Annotated in this window: 20 protein-coding genes and 1 tRNA gene; 6 read left to right on the top strand and 15 right to left on the bottom strand. The window is 61.9% G+C overall.

Annotated features, from left to right (window positions below; translation table 11 throughout):
* Positions 1-173: 173 nt before the first annotated feature.
* Both aspS and ACWGS9_RS24110 read right to left on the bottom strand, forming a co-directional pair.
* Entirely contained in the window at positions 174-1,967 is a 1,794-nt protein-coding gene (aspS, locus tag ACWGS9_RS24115; RefSeq protein WP_454507604.1) for an aspartate--tRNA ligase, read from the bottom strand.
* A gap of 115 nt (positions 1,968-2,082) precedes the next feature.
* A complete protein-coding gene (locus tag ACWGS9_RS24110; protein WP_454507603.1) occupies positions 2,083-2,841 on the bottom strand; it encodes a DeoR/GlpR family DNA-binding transcription regulator in 759 nt (252 codons plus the stop codon).
* A gap of 117 nt (positions 2,842-2,958) precedes the next feature.
* Here ACWGS9_RS24110 and ACWGS9_RS24105 point away from each other — a divergent pair, with 117 nt between their 5' ends.
* Positions 2,959-4,167, top strand: a complete 1,209-nt coding sequence (locus ACWGS9_RS24105) for an MFS transporter (RefSeq protein WP_454507602.1) — start codon at positions 2,959-2,961, stop codon at positions 4,165-4,167.
* Positions 4,168-4,296: 129 nt separating this feature from the next.
* Positions 4,297-5,448, top strand: coding sequence for a ribonuclease D (gene rnd / locus ACWGS9_RS24100; RefSeq protein ID WP_454507601.1), 1,152 nt, complete (start codon positions 4,297-4,299; stop codon positions 5,446-5,448).
* A gap of 165 nt (positions 5,449-5,613) precedes the next feature.
* On the opposite strand, the gene ACWGS9_RS24095 is transcribed toward rnd, so the two are convergent.
* The 5 genes from ACWGS9_RS24095 to ACWGS9_RS24075 all read right to left on the bottom strand — a co-directional run bounded on the left by ACWGS9_RS24095 (position 5,614) and on the right by ACWGS9_RS24075 (position 8,979).
* Complete coding sequence (locus ACWGS9_RS24095; protein ID WP_454507600.1) at positions 5,614-6,033, bottom strand: MAPEG family protein; 420 nt, start codon at positions 6,031-6,033, stop codon at positions 5,614-5,616.
* Between the two features lie 19 nt (positions 6,034-6,052).
* On the bottom strand, positions 6,053-6,580 hold the full coding sequence (locus tag ACWGS9_RS24090; RefSeq protein ID WP_454507668.1) for a hypothetical protein: 528 nt from the start codon (positions 6,578-6,580) through the stop codon (positions 6,053-6,055).
* Positions 6,581-6,644: 64 nt separating this feature from the next.
* On the bottom strand, positions 6,645-8,147 hold the full coding sequence (guaB, locus tag ACWGS9_RS24085) for an IMP dehydrogenase (RefSeq protein ID WP_320212222.1): 1,503 nt from the start codon (positions 8,145-8,147) through the stop codon (positions 6,645-6,647).
* A 140-nt stretch (positions 8,148-8,287) separates the two neighbouring features.
* Positions 8,288-8,737: a PIN domain-containing protein gene (locus tag ACWGS9_RS24080; protein ID WP_454507599.1), complete on the bottom strand. Its 450-nt coding sequence runs from the start codon at positions 8,735-8,737 to the stop codon at positions 8,288-8,290.
* Positions 8,734-8,979 carry a type II toxin-antitoxin system Phd/YefM family antitoxin gene (locus ACWGS9_RS24075; RefSeq protein ID WP_320308577.1) on the bottom strand — a complete coding sequence of 82 codons (246 nt, stop codon included), beginning with the start codon at positions 8,977-8,979 and terminating at the stop codon, positions 8,734-8,736. Before ACWGS9_RS24075 ends, ACWGS9_RS24080 begins: the two co-directional genes overlap by 4 nt.
* 213 nt (positions 8,980-9,192) lie before the next feature.
* Between ACWGS9_RS24075 and ACWGS9_RS24070 the strand changes: the two genes are divergently transcribed.
* Positions 9,193-10,614 carry an MFS transporter gene (locus ACWGS9_RS24070; protein ID WP_454507598.1) on the top strand — a complete coding sequence of 474 codons (1,422 nt, stop codon included), beginning with the start codon at positions 9,193-9,195 and terminating at the stop codon, positions 10,612-10,614.
* A 165-nt stretch (positions 10,615-10,779) separates the two neighbouring features.
* Here the strand turns inward: ACWGS9_RS24070 and ACWGS9_RS24065 are convergent, their stop codons facing one another.
* Positions 10,780-11,475, bottom strand: coding sequence for an RlmE family RNA methyltransferase (locus ACWGS9_RS24065; RefSeq protein ID WP_454507597.1), 696 nt, complete (start codon positions 11,473-11,475; stop codon positions 10,780-10,782).
* The gene (locus ACWGS9_RS24060; RefSeq protein ID WP_454507596.1) at positions 11,475-12,821 is read right to left on the bottom strand and encodes a Ppx/GppA phosphatase family protein; all 1,347 of its coding nucleotides are present in this window, start codon (positions 12,819-12,821) and stop codon (positions 11,475-11,477) included. The genes ACWGS9_RS24065 and ACWGS9_RS24060 overlap by 1 nt, the downstream gene beginning before the upstream one ends.
* A gap of 269 nt (positions 12,822-13,090) precedes the next feature.
* Here ACWGS9_RS24060 and ACWGS9_RS24055 point away from each other — a divergent pair, with 269 nt between their 5' ends.
* A complete protein-coding gene (locus ACWGS9_RS24055) occupies positions 13,091-14,023 on the top strand; it encodes a lysylphosphatidylglycerol synthase transmembrane domain-containing protein (protein WP_454507595.1) in 933 nt (310 codons plus the stop codon).
* Between the two features lie 147 nt (positions 14,024-14,170).
* Positions 14,171-14,244 (top strand) — tRNA-Gln (locus ACWGS9_RS24050).
* Here the strand turns inward: ACWGS9_RS24050 and ACWGS9_RS24045 are convergent.
* The 4 genes from ACWGS9_RS24045 to ACWGS9_RS24030 all read right to left on the bottom strand — a co-directional run bounded on the left by ACWGS9_RS24045 (position 14,212) and on the right by ACWGS9_RS24030 (position 17,603).
* Positions 14,212-15,801, bottom strand: coding sequence for a recombinase family protein (locus tag ACWGS9_RS24045; protein WP_454507594.1), 1,590 nt, complete (start codon positions 15,799-15,801; stop codon positions 14,212-14,214). The two genes, ACWGS9_RS24050 and ACWGS9_RS24045, sit on opposite strands and share 33 nt — an antisense overlap.
* Positions 15,802-16,130: 329 nt before the next feature.
* Positions 16,131-16,334, bottom strand: coding sequence for a hypothetical protein (locus ACWGS9_RS24040; protein WP_454507593.1), 204 nt, complete (start codon positions 16,332-16,334; stop codon positions 16,131-16,133).
* A 217-nt stretch (positions 16,335-16,551) separates the two neighbouring features.
* The gene (locus ACWGS9_RS24035) at positions 16,552-16,866 is read right to left on the bottom strand and encodes a hypothetical protein (protein WP_454507592.1); all 315 of its coding nucleotides are present in this window, start codon (positions 16,864-16,866) and stop codon (positions 16,552-16,554) included.
* Positions 16,863-17,603 (bottom strand): hypothetical protein, encoded by a 741-nt coding sequence (locus tag ACWGS9_RS24030; RefSeq protein ID WP_454507591.1) that lies wholly within the window; start codon positions 17,601-17,603, stop codon positions 16,863-16,865. The genes ACWGS9_RS24035 and ACWGS9_RS24030 overlap by 4 nt, the downstream gene beginning before the upstream one ends.
* 158 nt (positions 17,604-17,761) lie before the next feature.
* Between ACWGS9_RS24030 and ACWGS9_RS24025 the strand changes: the two genes are divergently transcribed.
* Positions 17,762-17,977, top strand: a complete 216-nt coding sequence (locus ACWGS9_RS24025; RefSeq protein WP_454507667.1) for a helix-turn-helix domain-containing protein — start codon at positions 17,762-17,764, stop codon at positions 17,975-17,977.
* Positions 17,978-18,082: 105 nt separating this feature from the next.
* Here ACWGS9_RS24025 and ACWGS9_RS24020 read toward each other — a convergent pair whose 3' ends face one another.
* Both ACWGS9_RS24020 and ACWGS9_RS24015 read right to left on the bottom strand, forming a co-directional pair.
* Entirely contained in the window at positions 18,083-18,352 is a 270-nt protein-coding gene (locus tag ACWGS9_RS24020) for a hypothetical protein (RefSeq protein WP_454507590.1), read from the bottom strand.
* An 18-nt stretch (positions 18,353-18,370) separates the two neighbouring features.
* Positions 18,371-20,818 carry an RHS repeat-associated core domain-containing protein gene (locus ACWGS9_RS24015; protein WP_454507589.1) on the bottom strand — a complete coding sequence of 816 codons (2,448 nt, stop codon included), beginning with the start codon at positions 20,816-20,818 and terminating at the stop codon, positions 18,371-18,373.
* Between the last annotated feature and the right edge of the window lie 184 nt (positions 20,819-21,002).

The following is a 21,002-nucleotide window of genomic DNA, read 5'->3' as shown; positions in this document are numbered from 1 at the left end:
GGCAGCGCCGACGCTTGCGAATATGAAATTCGATGCTGAACCGATTGCCTGTCAGAAGGCCTCGGCTGCTACGGCCGCTCGCAAGTCGCCAGCACCCGCGCTGCCCCTCATTGTCCTGCCTGACATTTCTCCCCGTATAGAGACGGGGAGAAAGGGCAGTTGCAACGCTGCCGTCAGTCCTTCTTCGCCACCGCGACGCGCAGCGACAGCTCACGCAGCTGCTGCGCGGTCGCTTCCGAAGGCGCGTTCATCAACAGGTCGTAGGCCTGCTGGTTCATCGGGAACATGGTGATCTCGCGCAGGTTCTTGGCGCCCACGAGCAGCATGACGATGCGGTCGACGCCCGCCGCCATGCCGCCATGCGGCGGCGCGCCATACTGGAAGGCGCGATAGAGGCCGCCAAAGCGCTCTTCCACCGTCGCGCGGTCCAGGCCGACCATTTCGAACGCCTTGACCATGGTCTCCGGCAGATGGTTGCGGATGCCGCCCGACGCGATCTCAAATCCGTTGCAGACCATGTCGTACTGGAACGCCTTGATGCCGAGCGGCTGCTCGCCGTTCAGCGCATCGATGCCGCCCTGCGGCATGGAGAACGGATTGTGGGCGAAGTCGATCTTCTTCTCGTCCTCGTTCCATTCGAAGAACGGGAAGTCGACGATCCAGCAGAGCTCGAACCGCTCGCGGTCGACAAGGTTCAGTTCCTCGCCGGCGCGCGTGCGCGCCGCACCCGCGAAGGTGACGAACTTCTTCGGGTCGCCGGCGACGAAGAAGGCGGCATCGCCATCGGCGAGGCCGAGGTGCTGGCGGATCGCCTCGGTGCGCTCCTCGCCGATGTTCTTGGCGATCGGGCCGGCGCCTTCGAGCTTGTCGCCCTCCTTGCGCCAGAAGATGTAGCCCAGTCCCGGCTGGCCCTCGCCTTGCGCCCAGGAATTCATGCGGTCGCAGAAGGCGCGGCTGCCGCCGGTCTTGGCCGGAATGGCCCATACCTCGGCCTTCTGATCGTTGGCCAGGATGTTGGCGAACACCTTGAAGCCGGAATCGCGGAAATGATCCGAGACCGCCTGCATCTCGATCGGGTTGCGCAGGTCCGGCTTGTCGGTGCCGTAGGTGCGCATCGCCTCGTCATAGGGAATGCGGCGGAATTTCTGGGTCACCGGCTTGCCGGCGGCAAAAGTCTCAAAGACGCCGCGAAGCACCGGCTCCATGGTGGAGAGCACGTCGTCCTGCTCGACGAAGCTCATCTCGAGGTCGAGCTGGTAGAATTCGCCGGGCAGCCGGTCGGCGCGCGGATCCTCGTCGCGGAAGCAGGGGGCGATCTGGAAATAGCGGTCGAAGCCGGAGACCATGATCAATTGCTTGTACTGCTGCGGCGCCTGCGGCAGCGCGTAGAAGGTGCCGGGGTGGATGCGCGACGGCACCAGGAAGTCGCGCGCGCCTTCCGGCGACGAGGCGGTCAGGATCGGCGTCGAGAACTCGGTGAAGCCGATCTCCCCCATGCGCTTGCGCATCTCGGCGATGATCTTGGTGCGCGCCACGATGTTCTTGTGCAGCGTTTCGCGGCGCAGGTCGAGGAAGCGGTATTTCAGGCGGATGTCTTCCGGATAATCCGGCTCGCCGAAAACCGGGAGCGGCAGTTCCTTGGCGGCCGACAGCACCTCGATCTCGCGCGCGAAAATCTCGATCTCGCCAGTCGGCAGGTTGGCGTTTGTGGTCTCCGGCAGCCGCGCCTTGACCTCGCCGTCGACGCGGATCACCCATTCGCCGCGCAGTGTCTCGGCAACCTTGAAAGCCGGCGAATCCGGATCGGCGACGATCTGGGTCAGGCCGTAGTGGTCGCGCAGGTCGATGAAGAGCAGTCCGCCATGATCGCGCACGCGATGCACCCAGCCCGACAGGCGGACGGAATTGCCGACGTCGCTCTTTCTCAACTGGGCACAGGTATGGCTGCGGTAGCGATGGGTGGTCATGGGGTAAAGTCCGGAAATTGCGGGCATCGGCCCGGCTCGAAAATTGGCGCGAAAAGCGCATGAGAGGCAGGCTTTGTCAAGGCAAGCGGTCACACAGCCGCGCCGCTTCCGCCGATCAGGCAAAGTGGACTTGCGCACCCTGGCTTTGGAAATCCGCGAGGATGGCGGCGGGCGCCGTCTTTTCCACCACCAGGTGGCGGATCGCCTCCGCCCCCGCCACGCGATACGGCGCCGCGGTGGCGAGCTTGTCGTTGGTGACGGCGATAACGATGCCAGCACTGTTCCTGGCCATGGCGCGTTTCACTTCGGCTTCGGCCGAATCGAAGGCGGTGACGCCGCGCGCGACATCCAGCCCGCAGGAGCCGAGAAAGAACAGATCGGCGCCGAGCTGCGCCACGGCAGCGAGCGTGTCGGCGCCGACGCAGGTGCCGAGATCGGGCACATAGCGGCCGCCGAGCACGATCAGTTCGACCAGGGGAAGGGCCGTGAGAGCCGACGCGACGCCCAGTGAATTGGTGGCGACGGTCAGTTGGACGTCACGCGGGATCGCCCTGGCAATCGCCTCGTTGGTCGTGCCGCCGTCGATGAACAGCGACTGCCCCGCGCTGAGCAGCCTCACCGCCGACTTGGCCAGACGTGTCTTTTCCTCGACCGCATGACGGCTGCGCTGGCTGAGCGTCGCCCCGGCAAAGGGCGCCGATGCGACCGCCCCGCCATAGACGCGGCGCAACTGGCCGGCCTTGGCGAGTTCCCTGAGATCGCGTCGCACCGTGTCTTCCGAGACGCCGAAGCGGGTGGCGAGCTCGCCAGCCAGCACCTTTCCGTCCGCCGCAAGCTGGTCGCGAATGAATTGGTGCCGTTCCTCGGTGAGCATGCACGATCCTGTTCATTTGTGCACATTCTTGCATGTTTTGCCTGTTCATGCAAGAAGCAGAGTCGTGAGCGGAGCTGAAAGTGTGCCCGCCAAAATCTCCTTGTTGGATTGCTCGTGATGACCCTTGGCCTGAAACTCGCCCCCCAGCACCGCGTCTATGCGGGCTTCGCGATCTACTCCTTTGCAATGGGCAACATCTTTCCGCGCCTGCCCGACATCAAGCGTGCCATGGAGATCAAGGACGGCACGCTCGGTCTCGCCCTGATAGGGACGCCGATCGGCACCCTGATCGCGCTGACGCTGGCGACGCCGATCCTGGAGCGCGTGGGCTTTCGTCGCGCGCTGCTCTGGCTTGTGCCGCTGCTTGCCCTCGTCTATGCCGTCGCGGTGCACGCACCAGGCCCGGCCGCTCTTTTCCTGATGCTGCTCCCCGTCGGATTGATGATCGGCAGCATCGAAATCATCCTGAATGTCGAGGCCGACAGGACCGAGTTTCTGCTCCGGCGCCGCATCATGAACCGCGCGCATTCGTTCTGGAGCATCGGCTTCTTCGGCGCCGGGCTGTTCGGCGGCGTGCTGGCCCATCTCGGCCTGTCGCCGCAATGGCATCTGGCGCTGGTCGCGCCGATGGTGGCGGTTGCGACGGCGCTGTTCCTCGGCGGCTTCGAACCGGCGCCTGCCCGTTTCGCCGCGACCGGCGAAAAGCCGCCGATGTTTGCCCGGCCGACGCTGCCGATCCTCATCCTCGTCGCGGTGACGCTGTCGGCCATGCTGATGGAAGGCGCCAGCATGGACTGGTCGGCGATCTATATGCGCACCGTGTTCGAATCGGGCCCGTTCGTTGCCGGGATCACGGTGGCGCTGTTCGCCTTCTCGCAGGCGACGACACGCTTCTTCGCCGATAGCTTTGTCGATCGCCACTCGCCGAGCGGCGTGGCGCGCGTGCTGTTGGCAACAATGGCGGTCGGCGTGTTCATCGTGTTCTTCTCGCCCCTGCCCTTCATCTCGATGCTGGGCTTTGCGCTTCTGGGCATCGGCAGCAGCACCATCTTCCCGCTGGCGATCTCGGCGGCGGCGCAGCGCACCGACCGTCCCGCGGCGATCAATGTCGCGGCGTTGTCGCAGATCTCCTTCGTCGCCTTTCTGCTTGGTCCGCCGCTGCTCGGCTTCGTGTCGGACCACTGGGGTATCCGCTCGGCCTATGGCATCGGCATCCCCTTCATCCTGCTCAGCCTGGCCACCGCCGGCGCGCTTGGGCGACGGCCATCGGCCGAAGTCACCGATATCGCAAGGCAACCGGCGGAGGCGCCGGTCGGCGAGGCCTGAATCACCCTGCCGGGCCATCGGATATCGCCCTCCCGCGAAAGTAGCGGTGCGTGATGACGTTGCGGCGCTTGACGAAAGCGCGCGCGGCTGAAATTGAAGGAGGCCTGATATTGTGCCAAAAGCGATTTGATGCGCGTCATCACCACACAAGAAGAACTCGAGAGCGTTGTCGCGGCGTTCGAAAAGTCGGAATTCGTTACCGTCGATACCGAATTCATCCGCGAGACGACCTTCTGGCCGATCCTCTGCCTGATCCAGATCGCCGCGCCTGGGATTGAGGCGCTTATCGATCCGTTGTCGCCCGACATCGACCTGAAACCGTTTTTCCGGCTCATGGCCAATGAAGCGGTGCTGAAGGTCTTCCACGCGGCGCGCCAGGACATCGAAATCATCGTCCATCTCGGCAATCTGGTGCCGCATCCAGTGTTCGACACGCAGGTGGCGGCGATGGTCTGCGGCTTCGGCGACAGCGTTTCCTATGACCAGCTCGTCCAGAAGGTCACCGGCGCCCGGCTGGACAAGTCCTCGCGCTTCACCGATTGGCGGCACCGGCCGCTTTCGGACAAGCAGCTCGAATACGCGCTTGCCGACGTCACCCACCTGATCAAGGTCTATCAGCATCTCAGCGCCGAGCTGACACGCGAGGACCGCGCCCATTGGCTGAACGAGGAGATGGACGTCCTCACCTCGCGCGAGACCTACGATCCGCATCCCGAGGACGCCTGGAAGCGGCTGAAGATGCGGCTGCGCAAGCCACAGGAGCTTGCGATCGTGCAAGCCGTGGCGGCCTGGCGCGAGCGCGAGGCGCGCGAGCGCGACGTGCCGCGCGGCCGCGTGCTCAAGGACGACGCGATCTACGAGATCGCGCAGCAGGCGCCGCGCGACACGGCGGCGCTCGGCAAGCTGCGCACCACGCCGAAGGGCTGGGAACGCTCCGCGACGGCAACGGCGCTGCTTGGCGCGGTCAACGCCGCCCTTGCCCTGCCCAAGGACGCGATGCCGAAACTGCCTAAAAGCGTGCAGCCGCCTGAAGGATCGAACGCGGCGGCGGAGCTGCTCAAAGTGCTGCTCAGGATCGTCGCCGAGAAGGAAGGCGTCGCCACCAAGGTGCTTGCCTCCAGCGACGATATCGACCGCATCGCGGCCGAGGGCGACGAGGCCGACGTGCAGGCGCTGCAAGGCTGGCGCCGCGCCGTTTTCGGCGAGCAGGCGCTAAGGCTGGTGCGCGGCGAGATCGGCATCAAATTCGACAAGCGCAGGATCGCGGTGTTCGATCTTTAGGATCTCTCCCTTCTCCCCTTGTGGGAGAAGGTGGATCGGCGCGCAGCGCCGAGACGGATGAGGGGTGTTCCAGCGAAGTGAGACGCTGGCTTTCCCTGGAGCACCCCTCATCCGTCGCCTTTGGCGACACCTTCTCCCACAAGGGGAGAAGGGGAAAGGCGAGCATCACACCGCCCCGAGCAGGTGGAGCGCGAACCAGATCCAGGCGATGAGAAGTATGCCCGCGCCGAGGAAGAAGGCGCGGCTGCGGTGTAGCACATAGTTTCTGTCGAGATGCACCCAGGCGTGAATATAGCGCGTGACTATGAACACCCACATCAGCACCAGCGTGAGATAATTCACGCCGTTGGTGACGAACAGCGCCAGGCACAGCACATGGAAGAGAGCCGGCAGCTCGAACTGGTTGATCAGATTGTTGGCGACGGTGACGCTCGATGCCGGTTCGGTCGAGCGGACCCTGTACTGGCTGACCCTGGCCTCGCCCGACTTCACGGCCCAATAGCGCCGCTTCAGCATCACCATATAGACGATGTAGACCAGGAGCACGTGCGCCAGCATCGGCCAGAAGATGGCGGTCTGGTGCATATGTGCGCCCCTCCTTCCGTCAGCGCCGCCGCTGTGCGGCCAGCGCGAAGACCGCGATGACGAAGAATGGGATCGCCAGCAACGCGAATTTGGTGACGGTCAGCAAGGAGGCGAATGCCAGAGAATCGGGATTGGCCGACTGAAAATCGGACAACAGCCGCGCGACGGCGAGGTTCTGGGCATAGTCGGCGACCGCATAGGGTAGCACCAGCACAAGCGAGAACAGGACCTGCACTTGCGCCGGCATGGCGCGGAAAGTGCTGAGCCGCCGGCCGAAGGCAAGAATGAGGCTGACCAGAGTGAGTGACAACAGCGCCGGAAACAGGAGGTCGAAGGTCAGGTAGTGCCAGACGATGATGATCTCGCCGCCGCGCCGGCCGAGCGCGGTGAGCCACGCCATGCCTTCGTCGGGCGTGAAGCCGGCGACGCGCATGTCGAGTGACGCCAGGCCGCCGCTCAGGCGCTGGAAATAGAAGAACTCCAGCGCCGTCATGACAAGGAAAAGCGCAATCGAGGCAACAGACAGCGCCGCCGCATGCCGCGACAGTCGCAGCACCGCCACACTCAAGCCACGCCACAGCCCCTGGCTGCCGGGCCGATCGGCTTGCCGATCAAAGTCCGCCCGGATAGTTGGGGCTTTCGCGGGTGATCGTGACGTCATGGGCGTGGCTTTCACGAAGTCCGGCGTTGGATATGCGCACAAAGGTGGCGCGCTCGCGGAAATCAGCAAGGTCACGTCCACCCACATAACCCATAGCGGCTTTCAGGCCGCCTGCAAGCTGGTGCAGCACGCCAGCCACAGGTCCTTTGTAGGGAACCTGCCCTTCAATGCCCTCCGGGACCAGTTTCAGCGTGTCGCGGACCTCGGCCTGAAAGTAGCGATCGGCCGAGCCGCGCGCCATGGCGCCGACCGAGCCCATGCCACGGTAAGCCTTGAAGGAGCGGCCCTGGTGCAGATAGACCTCGCCAGGGCTCTCGTCGGTGCCGGCGAGCAGCGAGCCGATCATGGCGGCACTTGCGCCTGCGGCGAGCGCCTTGGCGAGATCGCCCGAATATTTGATGCCGCCATCGGCAATGACGCTCACGCCGGCCTTGCTGGCCGTCTCGACCGCCGACATGATCGCCGACAATTGCGGGACGCCGACGCCGGCGACGATTCTGGTGGTGCAGATCGAGCCCGGGCCGATGCCGACCTTGACGGCGTCGGCGCCGGCGTCGATCAGCGCCCGCGTGCCGTCGGCGGTGGCGACATTGCCCGCCAGGATGCGCACGGAGTTGGACAATTTCTTTGCCCTCGCCACTGCGTCCAGCACGCGCTGCGAATGGCCGTGCGCGGTGTCGATGACCAAAAGGTCGACGCCGGCGTCGATCAGTCGCTCGGCGCGCTCGAAGCCGTCATCGCCGACACTGGTGGCCGCGGCGGCGCGCAGCCGCCCTTGCGCGTCCTTGGTGGCATGCGGGTTGAGCTGCGATTTCTCGATGTCCTTGACGGTGATCAGGCCGACGCAATTGCCCTTCCTGTCGACCACCACCAGCTTCTCGATGCGGTGCTTGTGCAGCAGGCGCTTGGCCTCGTCCTGGTCGACATTCTCCTTGACCGTGATCAGGTTCTCACGGGTCATCAGTTCATAGACCTTCTGCGCCGGATCGGAGGCAAAGCGCACGTCACGGTTGGTGAGGATGCCGACGAGCCGGCCGACCGTATGGCCGCCGGTGCCGCCATTCTCGACCACCGGAATGCCGGAAATGCCGTTGCCGCGCATCAGCGCCAGCGCGTCGGCGAGTGTGGCGTCCGGACCGATGGTGACCGGGTTCACCACCATGCCGGATTCGAATTTCTTGACCTGCCGGACCTGCTCGGCCTGCTCGGCCGGCGTCAGATTGCGATGGATGACGCCGATGCCGCCGGCCTGTGCCATGGCGATCGCCAGCCGCGCCTCGGTGACGGTGTCCATGGCGGCCGAAAGGATCGGCACGTTGAGGTCGATATCGCCGGCAATGCGGGTGCGGATATCGGTCTCGCCCGGCATGAACTCGGAATGGCCGGGCTGCAAGAGCACGTCGTCGAAGGTCAGCGCCAGAGCGCCGGTGGACGTTTCGATGATTTTAGCCATGGCCAGTCCTTTTGAATGCGGAAAAGGCGCTGGGCCAAGATGGCCAGCGCCGACTCTGATCTTCCCTTTCAGGATTGGCGCTGGCTGGTAACACGTCCGGCGGGCGATGAAAAGCCGGTCGTTGCGCGGTATGTCAGATGCTAGTCGGCGCCCAGGAAGGCATCGAGCAAAGCATGACGCGGCGACGCAAAAGGATTGACCACGGTTACGCCTCCCCAGGTAAAGCCATCTTGTAGGTCCTCGGACAAGAGGAGCCGGCAACCCGTTTGCGAGGCCGTGGAAAGGATGACCGCGTCCCAGATGCCAAAATGGTGATCCGCAGCCAAGTCGGCTGCCATCAGCATCACCTCGGGCGTCGTTCCGGCAACCGGAAATGCGTCCTGCCAACCCAGCAGCGTATCGCGAGCGACTTCCCGCGATCGCCCGGCCTTGCGGACAAGCACATTGTACAGTTCGCCCAACACTTGGATCGGAACGATGGCCGCCTCTTGCGGAACGTTGCTCAACAATTCGAGGACGGTATCGCGTTTTTCAGCGCTATCGACCCCTTCTGCATACACAAGAATGTTGGTGTCGAGCGCCACCTTCACCGATCGTCCTCATAGAGATCATCGCGTGTCCAGCCTTCGACTTTGACGATCGGCTGCTGTTTGAGTCGCGACAACAATGCCGCGCGCGAGCGGGCGGCCACGCCTTCGTCCTTTTCAGCAGGTACGATCCGGGCCACAGGCCGCCCGTGGCTGGTCACCACGTAGCTCCGGCCATCACGTACTTCGCGCAAGATATGAGAGAACCTACGATTGGCATCGGCTGCTGAAACGGCTTCATCCACAATTACACCCATTGTAGTTATTTTCACTACAATAGCGATGGAGCCCTCATTTATCAAGCACCGCTGTCGGTTGCGTCCACCAGCGGTTGCGGTCGCACAAAAGTGACAGCAATTTAATGCGACACCCGGACCAATGCGTGATAACCGCCCGGGCGTGCCGGCTCGCCCCCAAGCCAGGCTCCAGATTCGCGAAGACAAATCAGGGCGTTTCCCTTGAACCGCATCATCCCGCTCATCCTGGCGGTCGCTCTTTTCATGGAAAACATGGATTCGACCGTGATCGCCACATCGCTGCCGGCGATCGCGATCGACATCCACACCAGCCCGATCGCGCTGAAGCTGGCGCTGACGGCCTATCTGGTGTCGCTGGCGATCTTCATTCCGATCAGCGGCTGGATGGCGGACCGGTTTGGGGCCAAGAACGTGTTTCGCGCCGCGATCGGCGTCTTCATTGCCGGCTCGGTCGCCTGCGCCTTCGCCAATTCGCTGCCGGCCTTCGTGGTGTCGCGCTTCCTGCAAGGCATCGGCGGCGCCATGATGACGCCGGTCGGACGCCTGGTGCTGGTGCGCGCCACGCCGAAGAACGAGTTGGTCGCAGCAATGTCCTGGCTGACCGTGCCGGCGCTGGTCGGGCCCCTGGTCGGCCCGCCGATCGGCGGCTTCATCACCACCTATTTCACCTGGCACTGGATTTTTCTGATCAACGTGCCGATCGGCCTCATCGGCATGTGGCTTGCCACGCGCTATTTGCCGGAAACCGAGCCGGCCGAGACGCCGCCGCTCGATTTCCCCGGTTTCGTGCTCTCGGGGCTCGCCGCTTCCGGCGTCGTCTTCGGCCTTTCCGTCGTCAGCCTGCCGGCGCTGCCGCCGATGGCCGGCTTCATCACCGTCGCCGTCGGCGCGGTCTCTGGCGTGCTTTATCTCATCCACGCCCGCCGCGCCACGAACCCGCTGCTGGCGCTGGAACTGTTCCGCAACCAGGTCTTCCGATCCTCCGTGCTCGGCGGTTCGCTGTTTCGCATCGGCATCGGCGCGGTGCCGTTCCTTTTGCCGCTGATGTTCCAGATCGGTTTCGGGCTGACGCCCTTCCAGTCCGGCATGATCACCTTCGTTTCGGCGATCGGCGCCATCGGCATGAAGTTCGTTACCGCGCTGCTCTTCCGCCTTGCCGGCTTCCGGCGCGTGCTGATCTGGGGCTCGCTGGTCGCGGCCGCCTCGATCGCCATTTACGGCCTGTTCACGCCGCAGACGCCCTATGCGCTGATGCTGGCGATCCTTTTGGTCGGAGGCTTCATCCGTTCGATGTTCTTCACCGGCGTCAATGCGCTCTCCTATGCCGAGATCACGCCCGCCGACACCAGCAAGGCGACGCCGATCACCGCGGTCTTCCAGCAATTGTCGATCGCGCTCGGCGTGGCGCTGGCCGGCGGCATTCTCGAAGTATCGACCTCGATCCATGGCGGGCCGCTGACCTTGAGCGACTTCCACATCGCCTTCTTCATCGTGGCGGCGGTCTCGGCAGCGGCGTCGATCACCTTCATGCGGCTTGCGCCGGAAGCGGGCAATGCCGTCTCGGGGCACGGCCGGCTGACCACGCCGAAGACGCTGGAGGCGGTGGGGACCGCGGGGAAGTGAGCGCCTGTCCCTTCTCCCCTTGTTTGTGGGAGAAGGTGGATCGGCGCGACAGCGCCGAGACGGATGAGGGGTGTTCCAGCGGAGTGAGACGTCGGCGCTCCCTGGAACACCCCTCATCCGGCCGCTTCGCGGCCACCTTCTCCCACAAGGGGAGAAGGAGAAGCGCTAACCCTTAAACTCCTTCGCCAGCAGGTAAAGCTCCACCGACTCATCGCGCGAGGCCGGCGGCTTGACGTGGTGGACCGAGCGGAAGTTCTGCTTCAGCCGCGACAGGAGCTCGTTCTCGGCGCCGCCCTGAAATGTCTTGGCGAGGAAATGCCCGCCGGGCTTCAGGACGTGCAGCGCGAAATCGGCCGCGACTTCGCACAGATGCATGGTGCGCAGATGATCGGTGCGGCGGTGCCCTGTCGTGGGTGCGGCCATATCGGACAGCACCACATCCGGCTGGCCGCCGAGCGCCTCGGCAAGCTTCCGCGGTGCGTCGGGATCGAGAAAATCCATCTGCAGGATGACGGCGCCCGGGACTGCGTCCATTTCGAGATAGTCGATGCCGACGACGTGTGGATTCTCGGCACTCGACTTCGTGCGCGCGGCCGCCACCTGGCACCAGCCGCCGGGGGCAGCACCCAGGTCGATCACCTTCATGCCCAGCTTCAGCAGATGGTGCTTGTCGTCGATCTCGATCAGCTTGTAGGCCGCGCGGGAGCGGTAGCCGTCGGCCTTGGAGCGCTGCACATAGGGATCGTTCATATGGCGCTCGAGCCAGCGGCGCGAAGATTCCTTCAAGCCGCTCTTCTTCTTGATCCTGGTCTTGAGAACGCGAATGCTCCCTGAACCCGGCTTTCCCGGTTTATTACCCATTACCGGCCACGCCCATCATTACGCCAGATGCCGTCATCGGCCATCAGTTCGCTCAGGATACCTTCGCGCAAGCCGCGGTCGGCGACGCGCAGCCGCTCGGACGGCCAGACACCGCGGATCGCTTCCAGGATGGCGCAGCCGGCGAGCACGAGGTCGGCACGGTCTGCGCCGATGCAGGGGTTGGCGCAACGCTGCTGGAAATCCCAGCCGATCAGCCTCTCGATCATGCGATCGACGCTGTCACGGTTCATCCACAGCCCGTCGACGCGGCGGCGGTCGTAGCGATCGAGATCGAGATGCACGCCGGCCAGCGTGGTCACCGTGCCCGACGTGCCGAGCAGGTGGAAATTGGGGCTGGCCAGCACATGCGCAAGCCTGTCGCGGCCATCGAAGACCTTCAGCCGCGCGGCCACGTCGTCGACCATGGCGGCAAAGGTCTCGCGCGTCACCGTGCGGCCGCCGAAGCGCTCGGCGAGCGACACGACGCCAACGGGAAGCGAGGTCCACGATACAATGTGGTTGGCAAGCCGCGACGAGCGGCGTCCCGTCAGGTCGATCAAAGCGATTTCGGACGAGCCGCCGCCAATGTCGAACAGCACCACGCCTTGCGTGTCGCGCTCGACCAGCGAGCCGCAGCCGGAAACGGCAAGGCGGGCCTCGGTCTGGCGGTCGATGATCTCGAGCTTCAGCCCGGCCTCGCGTTCGACCCGTTCGAGGAATTCGACACCGTTGGCGGCCGAACGGCAGGCTTCGGTGGCGATCAGCCGGGCTTTCCTGATCTTGCGATTGCGCAGCTTGTCGCCGCAGATCTTCAGCGCCTCGACCGCACGGTCCATCGCGGCCTGGCTGAGCCGGCCGCTGGCCGTCAGCCCCTCGCCCAGCCTGACGATGCGCGAGAAAGCGTCGATGACGCGGAACTGGCCGTGACGGCCAGGCACCGCGACCAGCAGCCGGCAATTGTTGGTGCCGAGATCGAGCGCGGCGAACACCGGCAATTCCTGCTGCGGCGGGCGTGGCGGGAACGGCTTCGGCTGGGGTGTGGCCGGCGCGGGCTCTGGCGCGCGGGCAGCAGAGATAGCGGGGGCCGATGACGGTATGGCGCCATTCTCGTCGCGAGCGAAGACCTTGCGGCCGCGCCGGCGCTTGCGTCGCTTGCGCGTCTTGCCCTTCTGGTTCTCGCCTTGATTATCGGCATGTCTTTGGTCGGCATGTCTTTGGTCGGCATGTCTGGCATGCGCGCCCGCATGGCGGCTGAAACGCCCTGCGGACGGGGCCGCCGACTCCGCCGACGAGGCCCCGGACACACCCACTGCCGACGCGCCCGCGCCGGTGTCGTGGTCTTCCACTTCAGTTCCTTCCGGCGCCGCGCGAACCAAAGACGGACGCAGCAGGCACCTCGATTTGTTTCAAGTTGGCAACAGAGTAGCAGCGCCGCTCGCAATCACCAAGAGCGCATGGCCGAATTTCGCCAACGTCACATTTTGCCGACATCACGTCCGGGCAATGTCTTGCCGGTTGAATAGCCGGCTTCAATCGGGCATGTCTGAAATGACGATAATGCGGGCGAAGTGGGGCCAATCCGGACGAATGAGCTGCAACGCATGATGACGACGCCATGAATTGGAGGCGCTACTTCTGGCCGGTCATAGGCATTGCGGCCGTAGCGTTCTCGCTGTGGCTGCTCATTCATGAACTGCGCGGCATTTCGCTCAACGATGTCTGGGCCGGCATCGCCGCTATCCCGCCGCGCGACTGGGTGCTCGCGGCGCTGAGCTCGGTCGTCGCCTATGCCTCGCTCGCCGGCTACGACCACATCGCGCTGCTGCATATCGGCAAGAAGGTATCGTGGTTGTTCGTCACGCTGTGCTCCTTCACCACTTACGCGGTGTCGCACAATATCGGCGGCTCGGTGTTTTCGGGCGCGGTGATCCGCTACCGCGCCTACGCCACGAGGGGGCTGACCGGCCAGGAGGTCGGCGTGCTGGTGGCGATCTGCTGGTTCACCTTCATCCTGTCCAGCGTTCTTCTCGGCGGCCTCGTGCTGTTGCTGGAACCCCAGATCATCGATCGTTTCACGGGCGCGCCGCATCATGGCGCGGCATTCGCCGCGGGGCTTGCCATGCTCATCCTCGTCGGCGCCTATGCCTTCGGCAGCTGGCTGCGGCTCCGGCCGCTGAAGATCGGCTCCTTCCAGCTGCACTATCCGGCGTTGCCGATCGTCGCGCGGCAATTGCTGGTCGGCCCAGTCGAACTGCTGGCGGCCGCCGCGATCATCTACTTTGCCCTGCCGGAAGCTGGCAATCCCGGCTATTTCGTCGTGCTCGGCGTGTTCATGGTGTCGTTCTCGATCGGGCTCTTGTCGCATGCGCCGGGCGCGCTTGGCGTGTTCGAGGTCGTCTTCCTCGCCGGCCTTTCGGATATGGACCCCGTGGGCGTGCTCGCGGCGCTTCTGGTGTTCCGCCTGTTCTATCTCATCATTCCGCTTCTGATCGGCCTTTGCGTGGTGCTCTATTTCGAGCACTCCCAATACAGCCGCGGCAAGAGCTGAAGCCTTCCGCCCGCCCGGCGGAAACGACCTCGGCAAAAAGGCCGCGGTTGAACTCAGCTGCGGGCTTGACTATTTTTTGATGGCGGCTACAAGGCAGCGCTCGCGGCGCATGAGCCGCCCGCTTCGCGCGATGCCAGTCGCGCCTGCTGGGGAATAGGTTAACGGTAGACCCACGGACTCTGACTCCGTTAGTCCTGGTTCGAATCCAGGTTCCCCAGCCAAACTGGATGCCCTGTGGATACCTTGGCTCCATGAGCCTCTTCGATAGCCGCAGCGGCTGTCGTTTCTACAAGTAAATCAAACGGTTGCCTAAAGGCACCGCGAACTTCGCCTTGGCTCCACTCGCAGTTCGACAGCACCAGATTCAGAAGCCGCTTTTTCTCGTGCGGAGGCTGCTGGACGAATAGTTGACCCGCTTTACGTGCCAGCTCCAGGAGCTGAACGCCATCTTCCATATATGATTCTTCAGCCTGACCGTGGCGCTCGATCTCACGCAGGAGCCGCGTCTGCTCAACCCGCCACTGCGCCGACATGCGGTCATAGAAGGCGTTGTCGATGCGGCCATCGAGCTTGTCCAGGTACATGGCCTGCAGGCGATCTCCGAGACGTTTGTACTCTGCCTGGCACCGCTGTATGGCCTGTTCATGCTCGCGCCGCTCATCGGCCTGGCTTGACTTGAGCGCTTCGCGCACCCAGTCCAGCACCTCCTCATCGAAATGCAGCTTGTCGAGGAGCGCCCCGAACGTCTTATCAAGCACTTCTTCCCGAACATATTTGCGGCGGCAATCGGCGTATCCACCCCGACCTTTGTCGGCATGTCCGGTGCAGTGATAGTAGACGTATTTGCCCTTCTTGATTTCCGCCACGACAGCACAGCCGCATTCGGCGCAGGTCATCAGGCCCGTGAAAGCAAATTCATGGCCATAGGAATGGGTTGGGGTCGCGTGCCGGCCTGTCAAGACGCCTTGCACCCGTTCCCAAAGCTCGATCGATATAAGCGGCGCGTGTTTGCCCTGATGAAGCTTGCCGCTCCATTGAAATAGCCCTGTGTAGAGCCGGTTACGCAGAATCGTGTGTACGGTGCTCACTGGCGCCGGATTGCCGCTCTTTGGATAGATGAGCCCATCAGCGTGGGCTGCCTTCGTGAGAGCCTTAAGCGAATATCGGCCGGTCGCGTAGCGTTCGAACATTTTCGTAACGATGGGCGCCAGGATCGGATCTGGCTCGATGACCTTCTTGCCATCGCTGGCCGTGACGTTGACGTAGCCGAGCGGTGCCTTGCTCGGCCAAATGCCCTGCTCCGCCTTCTCCATCTGTCCCTTGCGGGCTTCCTCGGAAAGGTTATCGATATAGTTCTTGGCCATCAGCACCTTGATGCCGTGCATGAACTTTTCCGAGGAGCGCGAGTCGCGCGATAACATCACGCCTTCCTTCGCGAGGTGAATTTCGACGTCGAGTTCGTCGAGCGTCACCCAGTCCTTAAGATTGCGGTAGAGCCGATCGGTCTTCTCAACCAGTATTATGCGCACGCCAGGATGCTTGCGCAGATATTTGACCATCTCGTTGAAGTTGGTCCGTCCGCTGCTCTTGGCGGTCTCGACGTCGATATATTCCTGCACGATGCCGAACTGATTCTTGAGGGCATAATCCCTCAGAAGCTTGCATTGTGCCGGAATCGAGAAGCCCTCTTTCTCCTGTTCTTTCGAGGACACGCGCGCATAGAGAAGCGCTTTCACCAAGGTGTCGGGCTTCGCGATCTGTGCGGTTCGCCTGTCCATCCACTCCGCCTCCCCTCATTCATCAGCACTGCAACACCCAGGTGGGTCAAGCGTTGGCAGGCCAGCGCCGACAGAGTTCGCCGAAAACACCCTCGTCGGCAATCCTTCGAGAGGGTCCTTCCGCGTCATTTCGTTACGGCCAACTTGCTACTGAGCACGCTCGTGGTCGCGGTTGCACATCTCAAGATAACGGAGTTATCGGAATTCCACTCGATTGATAAAGGTTGAGCCAACGCCGATCGACAAGTCGGCACTCGAGGCCGATTACCATCTCCCTCATTCCGCAATTGCTTGGCAGGACGTCCAAAGCGCAGCGCCGGCCGCTTCACTCAATCCATCTTGTGCCACTCGGCAAGGATGCGAAAGAACCCGGTCACGTTCTCCACGATTTGGCGAGCATCCTCCTTGGACAGGCAACGACCGGTGCGTGCTTCGAAGAGCCGAACCGTTCTTTCCAACAATGCGTCGTCGACGGCGCGCGAGCGAGAAAATAGGTTGGTCTCGGCTTGCTGATCACGCCGCTTTGTTGTCATCGCTCTTGCCCAATTTCGAAGGTGCGTTGCAGCACCAGGGCAAGAATCGTCGAAGTCTCTCCAATCTCACATAGCCGTTATCTACGCTTCAGTTTCCTTTTTTACTCGTCCCCGAGAAGCGCTTGCTGCCTTGACGAGTTGCAACTGGTCCGGGTCGCCACCGCGAGCACTGCGCATTATGGCGCTCAATTGAAGGAACGCCGACGAGCCCATGGCATCACGCCTTCCAGTCGGAATCGGATGAGCCAGCATGAAGGTGCGCAAACACTTCAAACCAGAACCCGTATTCCGGCATATTGCCTTCACAATGCGCTGCCAGGGCGGACCAAGCGATGACAGTTGAAGCTTCGTTGCCCCAGAATGCCTTTGCCAACTCGACAGCGTCAGTGACAGACCACTCGCCAGGTGGCACACTTGGCTGGGTTCCGGTCGAACCGAGGGATGTCGAGCGGGCGGTGATTGGATCAGCCTTCTTGCCATTGAACGCGACACTTTCGACCATGATGGGCGATCCGCCAGCGAGTTTTTTCATGCTGCGCCCCCATTCGCCTCATCCCCGACGCGGAAGCAGCACCCTCCCCGATTTCGGAGAGGCTTTGGTTGGCGCATCCCGTTTGGAAATGCCTGGCTCGGCTCCCTCTGCCGACCAATCCGACCAATGTCCTCGAAGGCCGAGCGGATCTGTGGCCAGGGAAACTCGTCACTGTCTTCCGATACTTCGCCTTCTCGAAGCACTGCATCGAGCTTGGCTGCCACGCCGGCAAGGGATGTCGCGGGAGTTTCGGACAGTGCCTCAAGCAGGTCCTCCGCTCGGTCGGCAACTTCGCGTTCGGCCCGCAACGCCGTTGAATAGCCAATCCCCTTATCGGCAGCATCCCAGCGCGCCTGATGAGCAGCAAAATCGGCTTCAGCCTTCGCACGCATTGCCACGCCTTCCGGACCAAGATCGAGCACTTCGCGAAGCGCCTCAAGCGAATGCAGCGTCACGCTCTCGCCGCCGCTCAGCCGGATGGTCACGGAAGGAAATCCGACAGTTTCGGCGAGTTTCCGCTCTAGGCGCTGCTGTTGACGGCACAGCCGTTCAGTCTGCTCGTGTGCATCATGCCATTTGCGCCACAGCGCCACCGCAGGATCGGCGGATAGGTCCTTTTCCAAATTGTTGCTGGCAAACGCCCTTCGCTGCCATCCCGCAATTGCAAATGCGGTTCCCGCAAGTACCCTCCTGCGGGTGACGAAAGACAAAGGCGTGGTATTGTCGGAATCAGCCATGATCCGAGCTCCCTGAAGCTTAGGTTGTGGTCAGGTCGGAATTGGTGTTCCAGCACCTTTTCCGGCCGTTTTTTGTGCGGTTGAAGACTACAGGTCGAGACGTGAGCAGGCAACAAAAATCATCACCTCGTGATGAAATATACGCAATCCAATGCAGGATGGCTCGGGCAGCTCTTGGCTGGGGCATACGTGAACTAGCCGAAGTGGCGCGCGTCGCAACGCAGACCATTACGCGTCTGGAACAGGGCGATCATCTCAAACCCAAAACGCTTCAGGCTATTCGTGCCGCCTTCGAGGCAGCAGGGATCGAATTCATTTCACAGAATGGAGGGGGACCAGGCGTCCGCCTTGCCCGTCGGCTGGACGACAACTGACAACCAACAGCCGTTCTGCGATAGAGTTCCTCCGAAGCGACCGTTGTCGGGATCGGAAGAACCTGACTTTCAGACAGGGTATACATCTAATCAAACAGGGTATAATCAAAATGCTACCTTCAACTCTTTGAGCAGCCCTGCCACAGCCAAGGCGCGACTCTCATTGCCGACCAATCCCATTGAACGTCTTTCAACCGTTAGTAAGTAGTCTCGAATCACATCAACCGATGCTTTTCGTTCAATCAGGCCGAGGAGCGGTCCTACATAAGCGTCATACTCGTCCTGCGCCACCGAAACGTTTCCGACTAGTAGCGGGTCCCAATCCGATAATAGGATCGTTCGGATTGCCGCTCCCGTTGATTTAATACCCGTCATCGTTTCCTCGTAGACTCGTCATTTCGGCCAGAGGGTAACAACTTGGCCAAGAGGGTTCAGGACCACGACTGCGCCGGCTCCAGTAAATCTTGTAGTACCATTTGCCATCGGCGTCACCGAAATTGGGTTCGCTACGGCGTCCATAATTGCTGCTGGGCCTACCGTTCGATTTATTGCTTGGTTTATGCCATGCCTTGTAAACCCAGTAATATCGGCGACCGGCTGATAGTATGGGTCGGCCGGATCCGGCGCTCCCGGCCCGCATATGGGCAAAAGACCACTTGGATCCGAAAAGGTAACCGGGTTCCCGCCGACATAGGCGTAGAGGTTTCCTGCGGGATCTGTCGTCTCCCCGATTGGATCCCTTGACGACCACCGCCCGGCCACCGGATCATAGGCTCGAAAGAGCGCTAGATCGAGCCCGCTGTCAGTGTCATGGAATGTTCCGGCGTAGTTGATGTCCGTGAGCAGCGTCGTGCCTTGCAACGGAACACCGTAAGGATCGTAGCCGTAGGCAGTAGCGTTGGTTGAGTTGGCAAACACGCGTCGTGCCGAGCCAATCTGATCAGGGCCGTAATAGTAAGCAACAGCAGAGGCACCAGGCACGAATTCGCCCTCAGCCAAATATTGCCGTGTCGTACGATTACCACCGTCTCGCGCCTGGCAGATCAAACTACCACACCAAATGTAAGAGGTGATGACAGCACTGCCAACGGCCGGCGTGCTGGTAGTTATAGCTCGACGTCCCACGCCATCATAAGCAAAACTGGTCGCCTTACCGGGCGTTCCAGGATAAGTTATACTAATCAGACGGTTCTCAGCGTCCCAACTGTAGTTGCGCTGGACATCGGACAGCAGATTTCCATTGGTATCATAGCTCAAAGCCAGCCCTGATAAGCTGGTGAGTTGATTGAGGTTGTTGTAGCTGGCCGTCTGCGTGCTGGATGTAGGATAGGAGGCTGGGCTGTCGCTGGTCTCGGTAATAGAGGTGATCAAATTCTCAGGCGTAGTTGTATACTGGTAGGTCGAAAACTGGCCTGCTGACAAACCGACATTGCTGATTTGCGCGAGCCGCCGATCGCCGGAGTTGGGAAGATAACTCCAACTCGTGGCAAGGGTAGAATTGGCAAGCTGACGACCTGTGACTTGGTCGGTCTGGCCCAGATAACCAAGGACAAACGCTCCGAGGTCGCTCGTGTGACCTGTCAAGCGGCCGATCGCATCGTAGCCAAAAGTCTCGGCACCGGCTCCAGCAGCGGTACGTGAGCTCGGCCTTCCTAGCTCATCATAGGCATAGGTGATGGCGCTGTTTGCCAGCGGGCCGCTCTCTTGCTGGAGTTTGAGAGCACCTTGGGCGAAAGGCGGGAAATAGCTATACTGCGTCGTTCCGGTGCCATCCGTCATAGAGGCGGGGCGCGGGAAATACGGATCATAGGCGAAACTAACGTTCGGCGTCGGATTCACGCTGTTGAGATAGGTAATCCCGCTCAACCTGTCGTCCTTAGCGTGGCTGAACTGCTTGGTCTGCCCCAGAGCGTCGAGGACAGACTTCAGCCTGCTGGTCGTGTTCTCGTAAGAATAGGTGACCGTGCTGCTGTCTGCGTAGGTCTTGAGCGATAGCCGCCCCTGTAAGTCATAAGTCCATGCCGTGGTGTTGTTCTTGGGGTCAGTCAGGCTGGCGAGTTGGTCAAGGCCATCGTAACCGAACAGCGTTTGAGCCCCGAGTGGGTCGGTGGCCTTCGTGCGGCGGCGGTTCGCATCGTAGATATAGCTCCATGTCCTGCCTAACCGGTCCGTATAAGCGGCCCGGTCAAGCTTGTCGTATGTGTAGAGATCCGCCGTGCCGTCCGGATAAGCGACCTTTGTCAGCCGGTCGGCAGCATCATAATTATAGGTGGCAGTCCACCCTTCGGAATCGGTATAGGTGCGCACGCGATCGAACCCGTCATAGGTGTAGGTTGCCGCAGTGGCGTTGTTGGCATTGGTGACGGAGGTTAGATTTGCCGACGCGTCGTAATGATAGGTTGTCGTGTGGCCTAACGGGTCTACTGACGAGGTCATCTGGCCGGCGGCGTTGTAGGTGTAGCGCCAGGTCTGACCTGCGGCATCCGTGTAAAACACCGGACGATGGTGGCCGTTGTAGATATACTGCGCAACCGTCGTTTGGACGCCGTGCTGCGTGGTCTGACTGATCGCGGCAGGATCAATCTGATTGGCATAGGCATATGACGTGGTGCGACCGACCGGGTCCACAGCCTGGGTAGGGTTAAAGTAGCCACCGGTATCATAGGAAAATTTTGTAAGCTGCGTCGTACCATCGTCTAGCACACGGCCGATCGCGATTGGTTGGTCGTTAGTTCCGCCATATACGCTGCTCGTCTGACCCGGGTACTCGTACCAGATTCGATTTTCGAGTGGGTATTTGACGCTCTCAATAGCGGTACCCTTGATCGACGAATTCGGCATGTGAACAAAATGCGTGATGCGGGCCTTGGTGTAGTCGCACCCCCCGGTTGGCGAGCAGCCCGCTGCTACATATGCGTCTTTGTCCCAATGGAAGCTATTCCTGTAGAGTAAGCGTCGAGCTGAGGCCGTTCGGGGGATAGCGATCGTTTGCCCCACGGCGAGTAAATGACGTGGATATCGATGG

The organism is Mesorhizobium sp. Arg314 (assembly GCF_053714275.1).
Note: the sequence above shows the minus strand (reverse complement) of the source record. Positions and strands in the feature narration are given on the sequence as shown.